The sequence below is a fragment of the Paenibacillus sp. Soil766 genome, assembly GCF_001428105.1.
Taxonomy (GTDB): Bacteria; Bacillota; Bacilli; order Paenibacillales; family NBRC-103111; genus Paenibacillus_E.
Window position 1 is genome coordinate 62069 of record NZ_LMSJ01000007.1, and the last position, 14992, is coordinate 77060.

The following is a 14992-nucleotide window of genomic DNA, read 5'->3' on the forward strand; positions in this document are numbered from 1 at the left end:
AATTCATGAGAGCACAATCTCATCACCAGTAAAATTGCAGCTAGGAAAGGGTAAGGTGACTTACGTGGATGCTTCTTATAAACGCTTAGTTAACTTAAATGATGAACTAACGGAAACTACACTTCTAGGGCAGATTCTTGATCCGCAATCCAAATATTACGGTGGTATTGTGGATGAAACGGGCATTGCTCGAGCTAATCACATGAGTACACCGCGTATGATAGCGGGATGGGTATCTGCTTTGGTAAATCCGGATTCTCGTTATTATCAGGATAGCCTTCTATTGAATGCATTGGATAAAGCGGTTGCGTTCATGCTGAACAGACAACATGCGGATGGTACTGTTTCACTTGGTTCTACGAATTATAATTCTCCCCCCGATACGGCGTTCGTAGTCGGTGGCGTAACCCAGATGTACCAACTGCTTAATAAACACAGCTGGGCTGATCTTGAGCCTGTAACAGCTAAGCTGAAGCTCTTCTTGGAGCGCACCATACCAGCCATGCTGACTGGTGGTTGTCACACTCCGAATCATCGCTGGGTGCTTACAGCTGCACTATGTTTATTATATGAAATTTTCCCGAGGCCCGAGCTTCTTGCACGTGCAGAAGACTGGTTAGCTGAAGGATTAGATATCACCGAAGATGGGGAATGGACGGAGCGCAGCAACGGGATCTATAACGCTGTCAGCGATATCGCACTCTATCACACGGGACGTTTAATGAACCGCCCTGAACTCATCGCATGTGTACGAAGTAATCTTCGTATGATGATGTATTTAATACACCCGTCTGGCGAAGTGGTAACAGATTACTCTGGACGTCAGGATTTCGGTCAGGCAGCTACGATGGCGAACTACTTTCCGATATACCGCTTAATGGCTGCGCATGATCAGGATCCAATCTTTGCTGCCATGGCTGATTATGCGGGCTCTTCCATCACAGGCTTCTATGAAGGTGTGAACAATCATCCACTGATGAGTATTCTCGTGTATCCCGAAGCGGATATTTCTCAAATTCAGCGAGTGCCGCTGCTTGATCGTTATGTGAAAGAGATCAATACCAAACATCCAATGAAGGAGCATTTGGAGCAAATTGATGAGGTTGGCCATCATATGCACATTCAGCATAGCAGTATGCATCTCTCTTTCGGAGCACCGTTGGTTCGGATTCGTGAACAAGATCAAAGTGTAACGATCATGTCGCAGACTCCTTCCTTCTTCTCGTTGCGCCATGGGAAAGCAAGGTTGCTTGGTGTCAAACTTTCTACTTCGTTCTCACCTGGCATTGTGAAGTTCTCGAATCTGACAGTGAGCAATGGCGGCTATAAGCTAGATACGGTGTTGGAAAAAGGCTATAACGGACCGATCCCGCGTCCTTTGCTCCCTGAAGGGACTGAGGGTTCGACACTCAGCCCGTGGTACTTACTGCCGCATCAGCATCGGCCGATGACCCATCTGCAGAAGCTTGAATTGCAAGCCGAAATTACTTCTGGAGATTCGGAATGGACGATCCACGTATCATCTGATGAGCGTGAGGATGTCTTCACGCAAGTGACCTTCATTTTTGGCAATGAAGGTGCGGTGAGTGGCGATGATTTGCTAGCGGGTGAGGAAGGTAAGTACTTCCTGCGAAGCGGTTCTATGATGTACGAAGCAGAGGGAGATGTTATTGAAATTTCCTCAGGTGCCTATGAACATATCCTGCCTAGCGTTCGTGAAGATCAACATCCATCTGGATGCCAATATGTCCATGTTAATTTGGTTACACCTTATGATCGGACATTCAAGATCCGTCTACTGTAGAAAGGAAGTTCGTGATGACGACCTATTTCAATGAACAAGATAGTATACAAACCCGTTTAGGGAAAGACAATAAACAAACATTGAAAGTGCTTGCTGATCGCTACATTGGTGCGAACCCACCTGTACCCTTCGCATTTCGAGCATTCAGCCGAGGGGGCGTTTTGCAAAATGTAAAGGGGATGTTTGATCTCGATTTGGGCCGCAGATTTCCCGAGGCAAAGCCCGGTCAATTCTCCTATGCCTATGCCTTAGTTTGGAGTGATGGCGAGCGTAATCTGGACGTATTGTTCAACTGTTTGGGTCCGATTCAGTTTTATTTCAATGATGAGCTTATGTATCGTTCAACGGTCATTGACGAGATTAAGCCGGATGCGACTGTGAAGTTAAATCTGGATTTCGTCAAAGGATGGAATCGTCTCTTTATCAAAGCGAAGCATACAGCTGCTGGTTTCGGCTGCTTATTCGGTTCGGATGAGGCGAAGGTACGCATTCTAAACGTGCTAGCTCCATTCACGGAACGTCTGGGACATGCGGGTTGGGTGTTTTCTTCGCCAATTGACCATGATATTTTCGAGGGGCGTTCCTTACCGGATGCGATGTCTTCCGAGAAGAATAATGGCTTGCGTTGGCTGCCAAACCGTGAATGGGATGAGAATGAGCTCTCATTGCCTAACTGCGAGCGATTATTTGGGAGACAGCCTGGTAAACAGGCTTTTGCTTGGACACAGTTGAACAATCTACGTCCGGGTAGAGAAGCCTGCTTAATCAAAGGCTATGCTGCTGGAGCGCTGACTGTTTGGCTGGAAGGCAAGTTAGTGCTTGATCATACGGAGGAAGGCAACTTTCATATCGAAGTGCCGCTTACTTATGGTCAACATAACCTACTCATTCGGAGTGTTTGTGGAAACAACCCTTGGGGATTCGCACTTGAGGCTTCCATTGGTGAAGAGGTTGTCCCTCTCCGTCTACCGAAGCAAGTGCATGGTGTTGCGGATCCTTGGTTGTACGTAGGCCCTCTGGCTGCCAACGTTTCTTTAAGTTACGAGGACTTCGTACAAACGGATCGTGTGTACACGCTGGATGTGAATGCCGAGGAGAAAGCCTATTGGCGCTTGGATTGTCCAGACACGTGGATTCGCCCTTATTATGAGAATGCGATGCTGAGCAATAAATGGACAGTAGGCAATGTGACGAATTATGCACGTTGGGATTACCCGCTCGGCGTTACAATTTATGGGCTGCTCCAAACAGGACGCTTATTAGAGCGAGCAGACATTACCCAGTATGCGCTGGACCATGTCCAAAGCTGTACAGACATGTTCGGGTATTCCCTTTGGGATCGTGAACAGTATGGGTTCCCAGCGATTAATCAACAATTGGTTATGATGAAAATGCTGGACAACTGCGGATCCTTCGGCTCCGCGATGTTGGAGGCGTATCAGGAAGATGAGGATCAGGGCTTCATGGCCATTGCGAATCGAATCGCAAATTTCATCTTCCACGGGTTGGAACGCAAGGAGGACGGCGCATTTTATCGGATATGTCAGGATGAATATTCTGAAAATACGATGTGGGCAGATGATCTCTACATGAGCACACCGTTTCTGTGCCGTTATGCTCGGATCACTGGCGTATCGGAAGCGCTCGATGAAGCAGCGAAGCAATTTCTGCTATTCCGCAAGTACTTGTACATGCCGGAAGAACGCATAATGTCGCATGTATTCGATTTTAAATATGGCATTCCGACGGGAATCCCTTGGGGCCGTGGCAATGGTTGGACGCTCTTCTCGTTAACGGAAGTATTGGAAGCATTGCCAGCTGCACATGAAGCACGACCGGCGCTTGTAGATTTCTTCAATGAGCTGTGCGGTGGTTATGCTGATCTTCAAGCGGAAAGCGGCCTATGGCATCAGGTGTTGAACGATACAGATGCTTATGAGGAAGCTTCGTGTACAGCGATGTTCGCCTATTCCTTTGCACGAGGTGTTCGGTTTGGTTGGCTCAGAGAACCGCAGCGATTCATAGAAGCGGCATTAAAGGCATGGGACGGTCTAACCCGCATTGCAATTGATGCGCAAGGAAATGTGCACGGCGTATGCAGTGGCTCGAGATATGCGTTTACAGCTGACTATTATAAAAAGGATCTGCTTACCGTCAAAAATGACAATCATGGGGTTGGCATTATGATGCTTGCTGGTTCGGAAGTTGTGAAGTTAAACCAATGGCTGGCAGATCCGCTTGAGGTCGCGCAATGATAGCCGCCGCCGATAGTGTGTGGCAAATAAGTCATTTGGATTTAATTATTCGGATGGTATTAGCGGTCATTCTTGGCGGTTTGATCGGTCTTGAAAGAGAATGGAACAATCATGCGGCAGGCTTCCGGACGCATATTCTAGTCTGCTTGGGCTCAGCAACCATCATGCTGCTGTCGGAGTATGGCTTCTCAGAGTTTGTCAATGAAGCCAATGTCCGAATTGATCCCTCTCGGTTAGCTGCACAGGTTGTCAGTGGCATAGGGTTTCTAGGCGCTGGCGCCATTTTACGAAACGGCAATGTCATTAAAGGATTGACCACCGCTGCTTCCGTGTGGCTGGTTGCGGCCATTGGCTTAAGCGTCGGAGCAGGCTTTATTACTGGAGCTCTGGTCTGTACCTTTTTAGTCCTCATCAGCCTGTATGTCTTGAATAAGTTGGAGAAACATATCATCAGGCACCGACGCACGCATGAAGTCGAAATTATGATTAATGAGCATCCTGGCTTCCTCAGCTCGTTAACTGCTCGCTTCGGGGAACAGGGCATACAGGTCATTCATCTCAAGATGATGCCAGAGAGTGCGCCTTCACCAATCGTAGGGAAAGCAGGGGAAAACCCCGTCATGCACTTGGTGTTTAGTTTGCGATGTCCGAAGCATGAGAAGCTGATTGCGGCTTATGAGCAAATTTGTGCTCTGGATATCGTCGTCCGGATGGAAGCCTCCAACTTCGTCTTTCATAAACAAGCGGCATAGGGATGTGGGTAGGTTGCGTAAATAAGGCCCGTTCCTTATCGAAGATGCTGGGGGTACGTTCCATCTTCTCTGGACAGTCGGCTGGAAGAGTAAAAGCTTAGGTTACGCCTGGTCACATGATCTTATGCAATGCATGATGTTAAGTTGATTCCAGTGATTTGAGTAGTGAGTAGTAATGAGTGATTGCGTGCGAGAGTAGCAGATGATAGGTGATAGGTGCTAACTGGCAGTTAATTATTGATAATGGCTTGGAGACAAGCAAAAGGTGAAGCCAAGAGAGGATATCCATCTCTTGGCTATTTATGCTTTCTAGAGGGAGATGTATAGCGACACAAACTCCATCATCACTCCATCATCACTGCTCTCATTAGCTCCTCGCCGAAAAGCAGCATTAGACCGATATTTCCGAATTAAAAAGATTATGGACCCGTGTAAGTCGATTTTTTCGACTTACAGCAGCGCGAAGCGACACCTAGAGGCCTTGTAAGTCGAAAAAATCGACTTACAGCCGCCCGAAGCGCTCATCTAGCTCTTAATCAGCACTTAAAATCACATTGAATTAAACTAAGTGAAACGATCGGATTAAAGGAATTATTTGTGCGTCAATAACGCTGGTAAAATTTCGGGTATGCCCATTTTCACAAAATGTTTATTCCATTTTGGAGTTAAGTGGAGTATAATTGAGATACCATACAAATGGGCTAGAGGAGGAATCCATATGCGAAATCATCAGTTACATCTTTGTTTGGATATATTCTGGACATTTCTCAAGATCGGACCTTCCACGTTTGGCGGGGGATATGCAATGATTCCCGTCATTGAGAGGGAAGTGGTTGAAAAACGGGCATGGATCGCCGAAAAGGAGATATCCAATATCGTGGCGATTGCAGGCTCAGCTCCTGGCGGTATCGGCGTAAATGCTTCGGCATTTATTGGCTATCGCTTGGCGGGAATACCTGGTGCAGCAGCAGCCGTCATCGGCATTGCTTTACCAACATTTCTAATTGCCTTAACACTAAGCATCTTCTTGATTTTTATGCAGGGAGATCCGAAAGTCGTGGCCGCATTCAAAGGCATCCATGGAGCAATCATTGGACTCATCGTGCTGGCAGCATACAATATGGCACGTTCGGCTATTTTTGATAAAACTACGTTAGTTACAGCAATAAGTACGGTAGCGATCCTATTGCTACTTCCGATTAATCCGCTCTTCATGATTCTCATCGGTTTATTTATTGGGTTTGTATTTGTCAAAGTGAAAGAAACATTTGGCTTCCAAATTAACTTGGAAAAAGGCAAAGAACCTGTGCACACCTCCTACAATGGCTACACCTACTACGATTATTACATCGCGGACGGAATATGAGAAAGGTGGGGATGTAGCAGATGTTATGGGAGCTGTTTATTACATTTTTAAAAATAGGATTCATGTCATTCGGCGGCGGCTATGCGATGCTCCCGATCATTCAACATGAGGTCGAGCAGCATGGATGGATGACATCCGAGCATTTTGCTCAGAGTGTCGCAGTGTCAGGTATGGCGCCAGGACCGATTGCTACGAATACCGCAACTTTGATCGGCTATCAAGCAGGTGGTATTCTTGGTGCAATAATTTCAACGATTGGCATGGTTTTGCCTTCGCTGCTCATTGTCCTTATTATTTCTTCTTTCTTTTATAAAATAGTTCAAAGTAAAGCGGTGCACACCATGTTTTATGGGTTGAGACCGATTGTAACAGGATTAATCGTCTATGCGGCCATCCATTTTGGCTTCTCAGACCGTACGCAACAAATATTTTCGTGGCAGGTATTATTCACTATTATTATCGCGGCAGGCGTGTTTATCGTTGTATACAAGTACAAATGGCATCCACTTACAACCATTGTATTGTCGGCACTCGTCGGAATTGCTATATTTAGTTAAAAGCATGCATCTGATAGAACGAAAGTGAGAGGACGACAGTTATGGAACCGAATAAACCAACTTGCTGTTCAGCCAGCCGTGCGTCATCTGATCAATCATCGGCACATCCGGAAGCATTAATTACAGTTGAGATTCCAGAGGCAGCTGGTCCAACTGGTAAAGAAGGTATGGTACTCATTCCAGGTGGGAAATTTTTAATGGGAACGGATGACCGCGAGGGCTTCCCGGCGGATGGAGAAGGGCCTGTGCGTGAAATTAGTGTAAAGCCTTTCTACATAGATACTTGTGCGGTAACGAATGCTGATTTCAAGCAATTTGTTGATGCGACGAATTACCAAACAGAGGCCGAAGCCTTCGGCTGGTCATTTGTTTTTCATTTGTTCGTGTCCGAAACGACGGCAGCACATGTGCAGAATAAAGTCCAGCAAACCCCATGGTGGTGGGTGGTTGAGGGGGCAGATTGGTTGCATCCCGAGGGGCCAGACTCCCATGTTGAAGATCGCTGGGATCACCCGGTTATTCATGTTTCATGGAGCGATGCGATGGCTTATTGCAAATGGGCCGGCAAACGCCTTCCGACAGAAGCCGAATGGGAATATGCCGCTCGCGGCGGTCTAGCCCAGAAGCGCTATCCTTGGGGAGACGAGCTTAAGCCAGCCGGAAAGCATATGTGTAACATTTGGCAAGGGAAGTTTCCGGACAAAAACAATCAAAGTGACGGCTACGCTGGTACAGCCCCAGTCAAAGCATTCGAGCCGAATGCATATGGCTTGTACAACGTGGCAGGCAACGTGTGGGAGTGGTGCTCCGATTGGTTCAGCCCGAACTACCATGTGAAGGGCAAAAGGGACAACCCTGTTGGCCCTCCAGCTGGAGACACACGCGTTCTTCGCGGGGGCTCATACTTGTGCCACCGATCATACTGCAATCGCTATCGTGTTGCGGCACGCAGTAAAAATACGCCAGACAGCTCCACCGGTAACATCGGTTTTCGATGCGCGGTGGATGCCAAGTAATTGAAATGAAAAGCCACCTTTTCCGTTGGGGAATAGGTGGCTTTTTGCCTGTACGGCGCGCGATGCCTGCCACTCGGTGGCTGTCAAATCCGTAAAGCGAATTGATTAACTGTAAAAACTACATCTAATTTCCTGGGAAATCAATTGTAGTTTGATTTAGATGGAAAATGTACATCTATTTTTAGTAAAAATGCTACTTTTAATGGATAAACATAAAATTAGCTACATATTTTCCATCTATTTCAATATAATGAGCTAATTTGGCTGAAATAGATGGAGTTTTTCCATTTATTCACTCGGGAGGCGTGCTATATATAGCGAGAGGAGTTCGGAGGCTGGAAAACGGTTACGCGCGGGCTTGCTAACTAACTGTAATAGGGCAGCAAACTGGACGTAATCAGTCTACGCACAGGATGCGCAGGGGTTTGCATACCGGCTCTACACGAGAAACGAATCCATCGTGTCTCACTCCTCATTCCGCCCTCGCCGATTCGCCAGCAGCAAGAAGCCGAACGAAATGGCAATGATCGCGCCAGCCCAGCACCATGCGAGCGTGTGATTGCCCGCCTCAACCGCGATGTAGATGGCGGTGGGCAACGTTTGGGTACGATGCGGAATATTGCCCGCAATCATCAAGGTGGCACCGAATTCGCCGAGCCCTCGCGCGAAGCCGAGGATATAGGCCGCGCGGACCGAACTCCAAGCGAGTGGAAGGGTGATGTACCAAAGCACCTGCCACTCGTTAGCTCCAGTGGATCGCGCGGCGTTCTCGAGATCCGCCTTGACCGAAGCGAAGCCGGTCTTCATCGTTTGATAAACAAGGGGGAAAGCGACAACGATCGAAGCGATCACGGCCGCCCCCCATGTGAATATAATGGATTGCTGGAACAGAGTGTCCATCACAGTGCCGATCCAGCTCTTCTTGCCAAGCAGCACGAGCAAAATAAAGCCAACTACCGTTGGCGGCAGCACCAACGGCAGCATAAAGGCCGTCTCGATCAAGGACTTTCCACGGAAGCTCCGCCTTGACATAAACCATGCTGCAGATCCGCCAAGCAACAGAACGAAGCTACTAGCAACCAAAGCGACTTTCAAGGATAGCAAAATGGGCGAAGCGAACTCACTCCATGTGATGTTATCCATAGCTATTGAGGAATCGTGAAACCGAATTTCACGAATATGTCCTGTGCTTCTTTACTCTTCAAATAGGTGTAGAATTCCGTTGCTTCTTTGCTATGTTTGCTCGCTTTGACAATCCCAGCAGGATATTCGATTGGTTTGTATGATTTGGGATCGACCGTGAGGGCAACTTTCACTTTCGTAGACGTTAACGCGTCTGTTTTATACACGAATCCTGCTTCCGCATTACCTGATTCTACATAGGTAAGGACTTGACGGACATCTTTGCCTTGCACGATTTTGGTTTGCAGCGGGTCCCAAAGCTTAACGTTCGTTAAGGCTTCTTTGGCATAGGTGCCTGCGGGAACGGTTTGGGGTTCGCCGACAGCGATATGCGTGACACCAGCAGCGGATAAATCTTCAAGCTTTTGCACATTCAATTTGCTATTTGCGGGAACGATGACCACCAAGCCATTAAGCAGCAAATTGCTTTGCTGTGAAGCTTCGATTAACGATTTATCGACGAGTTCTTTCATGTTTTTGCTAGCAGCAGACAGAAAGACATCAGCTGGAGCGCCTTGTTCGATTTGCTGCTGCAGGGCGCCGGAGGCACCGAAATTATACTGCAGCTTAATGTGCATATGTGACTTCTCGTAGTTGGTTTGAATTTCCTTCATGGCATCTGTTAAGCTGGCTGCCGCTGAAATGGTTAGTTCAACATTGGACTGTTCCATTTGCTTGGAACATCCTGTTGCTAAGGTGCAAACGACAATTAGAAGAAATAAGATAGAACGAAACATAATGGTTTGTAGCATATTAACACCTCCATAACTAATTATCTATCTATTTAATTATAAATAGTATGATTTAGATATAAATGATTATAGTTGATGTTCGTAAATACGTAAATAACTAAAGTTTGAATTACATAGGTCTTGCGCTTATGATAGAAGGAGACATTCCATGCACGGAGGAAAATGATGACAAGCGACATATCCTATACGACGGAAGACATCTCCAAACTTTTGAAAATCTCCAAGCTAACAGTCTATGATTTGATCAAAAAAGGGGATCTCCCCGCTTATCGCGTCGGCAAGCAAATGCGTGTAGATGCCGCGGATCTTGAAGCTTATAAAGTACGTGCCAAAAGTAGTCGAGGACATGCGGCTGCGATCAAGACCGAGCCCATCGAAACCGTTCCAAGTCAGAAGCATGTCACAACAAAGACCGCGTCCCAGCCTACAGTAGTGATTACCGGGCAAGATGTTAGTTTAGATATTTTGGCCAAACATTTGGAGAAAAAAGCTCCACAGATCAGACCACTCCGCTCCTACGTCGGCAGTTTGGATAGCTTAATAGCGATGTATAAGGGCGAGTCAGACATTGTCAGTACGCATTTATTAGACGGTGACACCGGCGAATATAACATTCCCTATATCCGGAAATTACTGATCGGATCTTCCTATATCGTTATAAATTTGGTTTCTCGTTCAGCAGGCTTATATGTTCAAAAGGGGAACCCCAAGCAACTTCGCGGCTGGGCGGATCTCCAGCAATCCCATCTACGGCTTGCCAATCGGGAGAAGGGCTCTGGGGCACGCGTTCTTTTAGATGAGCAGCTCAGGCTTCACGGTATCCCGTGGCGACAGATACTGGGGTACGATCAGGAAGAATCCAACCACATGGGTGTCGCGGGCAAAGTGGCACTTGGTGAAGCAGACTTCGGTGTAGGGATAGAGAAAGCGGCCTATATGGTCGGGGGGGTTGATTTCATCCCATTGATTAAGGAGCGCGTTGATCTTGTCATGCTGAAGAAACCGGATAATTTGGCATGGATTGAAGCAGCTAAACAAGTGCTGCAGTCAGAAGCATTTCATCATGAGCTGCGTCCGATTCAGGGCTATGATATCTCACAAACGGGGCAGGTTTTATTTGAAACATAAGGGGGAAATGATGTGTCCAAAAAATTAGGCATCAGCTTGTTAATTTTATCGGGAATCGCTTTTTTAAGCGCTTTTACCATTCCATTTTTCGTACATACGGGAGGCGATATGGCCAAGTGGATTGCGGGGTTGCTTATTTTCAGCGAGGTTACCTTCTGGACGGGCGGCATTTTATTAGGCAAAGAGGTAGCCAAGAAATATAGAAGCTACCTGAACCCGAAAAACTGGAAACGAAAGAACGTGCCAGACAATTCAGATCAAGTTTCCATCAAACAAGACGACGTATAAAAAAGCAGTATTCCTAACTCAGGAATACTGCTTTTTTCTGTTTCGATCCTCAAGAGGCAGACGATACTGTGCTTGTCAGCTCCTTGCGGAAAATCTCGACGAGGTTCTCCGTGGCTAAACTGAAAGTGCTGGCATTCATTTTGCGCAGCAAGCCTGTGACTAAACCGGAATCCAGATCATCAATTGCTTTAAGTACAGTGCCCGGCGGAGTAGGCGTTGCAGAAATGACAGGAACAACCGCGATGCCGAAATCGGCTTGGACATAGTATTTGAGCGCAGCCATATTACCAATCTCCATGCCGGAGTAGGGGCTGCCGCCATTTTCGAGCAAGGCATTCTCGAGCTTTTGACGGTAAGGGCATTGCGAGTTTGTGATAAGCAAATGCTCATGCTGCAAATCCTGTAAACGAATGGTCGGTTTTGAAGCTAACCAATGGGTTTCTGGGACGAGCAGTGCAAGTCTTTCACTGAAAAAAGGTTCAAAGGAATGGTCCAATCCCGTATTGGGCGTCGAGCAAATAGCCATATCAATGCTCCCCTCATGGAGCATTTGGCCAAGCACTGTCGTGTTGCCAATGTGAATGGAGATCTTCACTTTGGGATGCTGACGCAGGAAGGGGCCAAGCAACTGTGGCAGTCGATAGCTGGCTGTAGGTTCCATGACGCCGAGACGAATGATCCCTGCATCCCCTTTGACGAGTTCATCCATCGAAGCTTGTAGATAATCATAATCCTTCAGCAATAGATCAGCATTCTGATGAAACAATCTGCCAGCCTCCGTAAGCGTCAGCTTTTTCCCGCGTTCCAACAGCTTAACCCCTAGATCACTCTCGAGCTTTTGTATATGCATGGTTACGGTCGATTGGCCGTATTGCAGTTCCTCGGCTGCACGTTGAAAGCTGCCGAGCCTGATAATGGTTTGAAAGGTTTTGATATTTCGAATATCCATAGGAACCCCCATCCTCTCCCAAGATTTAGTTCATGATTTGTGAAGTACTCGATCGGATTTTTCAATTTTACAAACTCTTACAACTATCATAACATGAATTCTTATTAATCCAAGTGTTTTACTTGTATATTCATAAATAATGAATCAAGCGTTCATCTTTTTGAATTGTACAAGAGAAAGATCCTGTTTTATGATAAATACCATTAAGTGCATCGGAATTATCAAATATAAACAAACGGAGGCTGATTCGAATGGCAAAGTCAAAGAAAATTAAATTAGGTGCAATGATTCATGGAGTAGGCGGAGGCTGGGAAGATTGGAAACATCCCGATGCGATTACAGATGCGAGCACCAACTTTCAATTTTATAAACATCAAGCGCAAACAGCGGAAGCGGGGAAATTTGATTTTGCTTTCATCGCAGATAGCGTTCATATTACTGAAAAATCAAGTCCTCATTACTTGAATCGATTCGAACCGCTGACAATTCTATCCGCACTTGCAGCTGTCACGAAACGGATCGGCCTTGTTGCCACAGTGACCGTCAGTTATAGCGAACCTTTCACTGTCGCTAGGCAATTCGCTTCGCTGGACTTAATCAGCAAAGGGCGCGCAGGTTGGAACGTGGTCACCTCTTGGTTATCGGGCAGTGCGAACAATTACAGCAAAGATGAGCATCCTCCCCACGAGAAGCGCTACCGCATTGCACAAGAGCACGTGGATGTGGTGAAAGGCTTATGGGATTCTTGGGAAGATGATGCGTTCACACGCAATAAAGAGACAGGTCAGTTTTTTGACCCGGAGAAGCTCCATACGTTGAATCACAAGGGTGAGTTCTTCTCCGTACAAGGTCCACTGAACATTGCCCGTTCGAAGCAAGGTCAGCCGGTTATTTTCCAAGCAGGAACTTCCGAGGATGGTCGCAACTTTGCTTCCAAGAATGCAGACGCGATCTTCGTTGGACACGAGAATATTGAGGAAGCCAAGGCTTATTATGCGGATATTAAACGCAGAGCGGTATCCTTCGGGCGTAGCGCCGACGATGTCTCGATCCTTCCTGGTATTCGCCCCATCATTGGTCGCACCGAAGAAGAAGCAGAGCGTAAGTACCTCGAAACGGTTAATCTCGTATCCATCGACAAAGCGATTATTGCGCTAGGCCGTCCATTCAATGATTTTGATTTTAGTGTATATCCGTTGGATGAACCGTTCCCAGACCTTGGGGATTTGGGGGCTAACAGCCAACAAGGCGGCTCAGCGAAGGTTAAACGTTTGGCGAAAGAACACAATCTAACATTGCGCCAAGTGGCCCTTCGTTTTGCAACACCGAAAGGAAATTTCGTGGGTACACCGGAGAAGATCGCCGATACGATTCAGCAATGGGTAGAAGAAAGAGCGTCAGACGGATTCATTATTGGAGTAGGGATACCGGGAGCCTTGCAGGATTTTGTGGAGCTGGTAGTGCCGATTTTACAAGAACGCGGTTTATATCGTACGGAATATGAACATGACACATTGCGTGGTCATCTGGGTTTAGAAGTACCGGTTAATCGGAATAGCAAAGCCAAAGTGCTGAACTCATAAGGAGGAGAAATACATGTCCAACCAAAGAAAACTTAAACTCGGAGCCACCATCACAGGTGTGGGTACTTCCAAATATACATGGCGAAATCCAGAAATATCGGGGGATGCCAGTGTCGATTTTGATTATTATGCCGGGCAGGCTTTACAAGCTGAGGAAGGCAAGTTTGATTTTGTTTTTATCGTAGATAGCACGTATATTACGGAAAAATCAGCGCCGCATTATTTAAACAGGCTGGAGCCATTAACGGTCCTATCGGCACTCGGAGCTGTTACATCGAAGATCGGTCTGGTGGGGACGCTAACTGCGTCTTTCACGCAACCATTTACTGTGGCAAGGCAGTTTGCTTCGCTGGACCATATCAGTAGCGGGCGTGCAGGATGGAACGTCGTGACAACGGGGCTTGAAGGTGCTGCTCGCAATTACAGCAGGGATGAGCATTATGCCCATGATGAGCGCTATCGGATCGCGGAGGAGCATTTGGAGGTTGTACGCGGTCTATGGGATTCTTGGGAAGATGATGCATTCACGCGAGATCAATCAACTGGTCAGTTCTTCGATCCGAGCAAGCTGCATGCGTTGAATCATAAAGGCAAGCATTTCTCCGTGCAGGGGCCATTGAATATTGCCCGTTCACAGCAAGGTCAGCCGGTTATTTTCCAAGCAGGCGGTTCGGATGATGGCCGTAATCTAGCAGCGAAGAGTGCGAATGCCATTTTTACAGGACACGAATCGATCAAGGAAGCAAAAGCTTTCTATCAAGATATTAAGACACGTGCGGCTGCTTATGGCAGGGCGAGCGAGGAGATCCTCGTGTTCCCAGGCATTAGCCCAATTATTGGTCGGACAGAAGAAGAAGCAGAGAGCAAATATCAGGCCATTGCAGGGTTAGTGACGCTTGAAGATGCGCTTGATCAGCTGGGTCGTCCATTTACCTACCACGATTTCAAACAGTATCCGTTGGATGAGCCTTTCCCGGATCTCGGCGATCTTGGCAGCAATAGTTACCGAAGTTCAACAGATCGCATTAAGCGGATTGCCAAAGAAGAGAATTTGACGCTTCGTCAAACGGCACTGCGATTTGCAACGCCAAGAAGCTCCTTCGTTGGTACACCTGAGGGGATCGCAGATACGGTTCAACAGTGGTTTGAAGAAGGCGCAGCCGACGGATTTATCATTCATACAGGCATACCGAGTGTGCTGAAAGATTTCGTGGAGCTCGTTGTTCCGATTCTTCAGGAACGGGGTATTTATCGGGACGAGTACGAAAGTGATACATTGCGAGGCAATCTAGGTCTTGAAATCCCAGTAAACCGCTATACCAAACAGAGATTAGCTCAAGCATAAGCTTAGAGGGAGAGA

At 47.0% G+C, this 14992-nt stretch carries 13 protein-coding genes; 10 read left to right on the plus strand and 3 right to left on the minus strand.

Annotation, left to right across the window (positions count from 1 at the left end):
- Positions 1–34: 34 nt before the first annotated feature.
- The 6 genes from ASG89_RS06490 (at position 35) to ASG89_RS06515 (ending at position 7750) form a co-directional block, all read left to right on the plus strand.
- Positions 35–1804 carry a hypothetical protein gene (locus ASG89_RS06490; RefSeq protein ID WP_321166478.1) on the plus strand — a complete coding sequence of 590 codons (1770 nt, stop codon included), beginning with the start codon at positions 35–37 and terminating at the stop codon, positions 1802–1804.
- 14 nt (positions 1805–1818) lie between these two features.
- Entirely contained in the window at positions 1819–4059 is a 2241-nt protein-coding gene (locus ASG89_RS06495; protein ID WP_057309789.1) for a glycoside hydrolase family 105 protein, read from the plus strand.
- Entirely contained in the window at positions 4056–4811 is a 756-nt protein-coding gene (locus ASG89_RS06500) for an MgtC/SapB family protein (protein ID WP_057309790.1), read from the plus strand. Before ASG89_RS06495 ends, ASG89_RS06500 begins: the two co-directional genes overlap by 4 nt.
- Before the next feature lie 718 nt (positions 4812–5529).
- Entirely contained in the window at positions 5530–6177 is a 648-nt protein-coding gene (locus tag ASG89_RS06505; protein ID WP_057309791.1) for a chromate transporter, read from the plus strand.
- Between the two features lie 20 nt (positions 6178–6197).
- Entirely contained in the window at positions 6198–6734 is a 537-nt protein-coding gene (locus ASG89_RS06510; protein ID WP_057309792.1) for a chromate transporter, read from the plus strand.
- 41 nt (positions 6735–6775) lie between these two features.
- The gene (locus ASG89_RS06515; RefSeq protein ID WP_057309793.1) at positions 6776–7750 is read left to right on the plus strand and encodes a formylglycine-generating enzyme family protein; all 975 of its coding nucleotides are present in this window, start codon (positions 6776–6778) and stop codon (positions 7748–7750) included.
- A 465-nt stretch (positions 7751–8215) separates the two neighbouring features.
- On the opposite strand, the gene modB is transcribed toward ASG89_RS06515, so the two are convergent.
- Together modB and modA are read right to left on the minus strand one after the other, a co-directional pair.
- Complete coding sequence (gene modB, locus ASG89_RS06520) at positions 8216–8893, minus strand: molybdate ABC transporter permease subunit (RefSeq protein WP_057309794.1); 678 nt, start codon at positions 8891–8893, stop codon at positions 8216–8218.
- A gap of 2 nt (positions 8894–8895) precedes the next feature.
- Positions 8896–9684 (minus strand): molybdate ABC transporter substrate-binding protein, encoded by a 789-nt coding sequence (gene modA, locus ASG89_RS06525; protein ID WP_057309795.1) that lies wholly within the window; start codon positions 9682–9684, stop codon positions 8896–8898.
- 165 nt (positions 9685–9849) lie between these two features.
- Between modA and ASG89_RS06530 the strand changes: the two genes are divergently transcribed.
- Together ASG89_RS06530 and ASG89_RS06535 are read left to right on the plus strand one after the other, a co-directional pair.
- Positions 9850–10812: a helix-turn-helix transcriptional regulator gene (locus ASG89_RS06530; RefSeq protein ID WP_057309796.1), complete on the plus strand. Its 963-nt coding sequence runs from the start codon at positions 9850–9852 to the stop codon at positions 10810–10812.
- 12 nt (positions 10813–10824) lie between these two features.
- Positions 10825–11100, plus strand: coding sequence for a transporter suffix domain-containing protein (locus ASG89_RS06535; protein ID WP_057309797.1), 276 nt, complete (start codon positions 10825–10827; stop codon positions 11098–11100).
- Positions 11101–11149: 49 nt separating this feature from the next.
- Here ASG89_RS06535 and ASG89_RS06540 read toward each other — a convergent pair whose 3' ends face one another.
- Positions 11150–12049 carry a LysR family transcriptional regulator gene (locus ASG89_RS06540; RefSeq protein ID WP_057309798.1) on the minus strand — a complete coding sequence of 300 codons (900 nt, stop codon included), beginning with the start codon at positions 12047–12049 and terminating at the stop codon, positions 11150–11152.
- A 251-nt stretch (positions 12050–12300) separates the two neighbouring features.
- Between ASG89_RS06540 and ASG89_RS06545 the strand changes: the two genes are divergently transcribed.
- On the plus strand, positions 12301–13632 hold the full coding sequence (locus ASG89_RS06545) for an LLM class flavin-dependent oxidoreductase (protein ID WP_057309799.1): 1332 nt from the start codon (positions 12301–12303) through the stop codon (positions 13630–13632).
- A 13-nt stretch (positions 13633–13645) separates the two neighbouring features.
- Complete coding sequence (locus ASG89_RS06550; protein WP_057309800.1) at positions 13646–14977, plus strand: LLM class flavin-dependent oxidoreductase; 1332 nt, start codon at positions 13646–13648, stop codon at positions 14975–14977.
- Positions 14978–14992 lie beyond the last annotated feature (15 nt).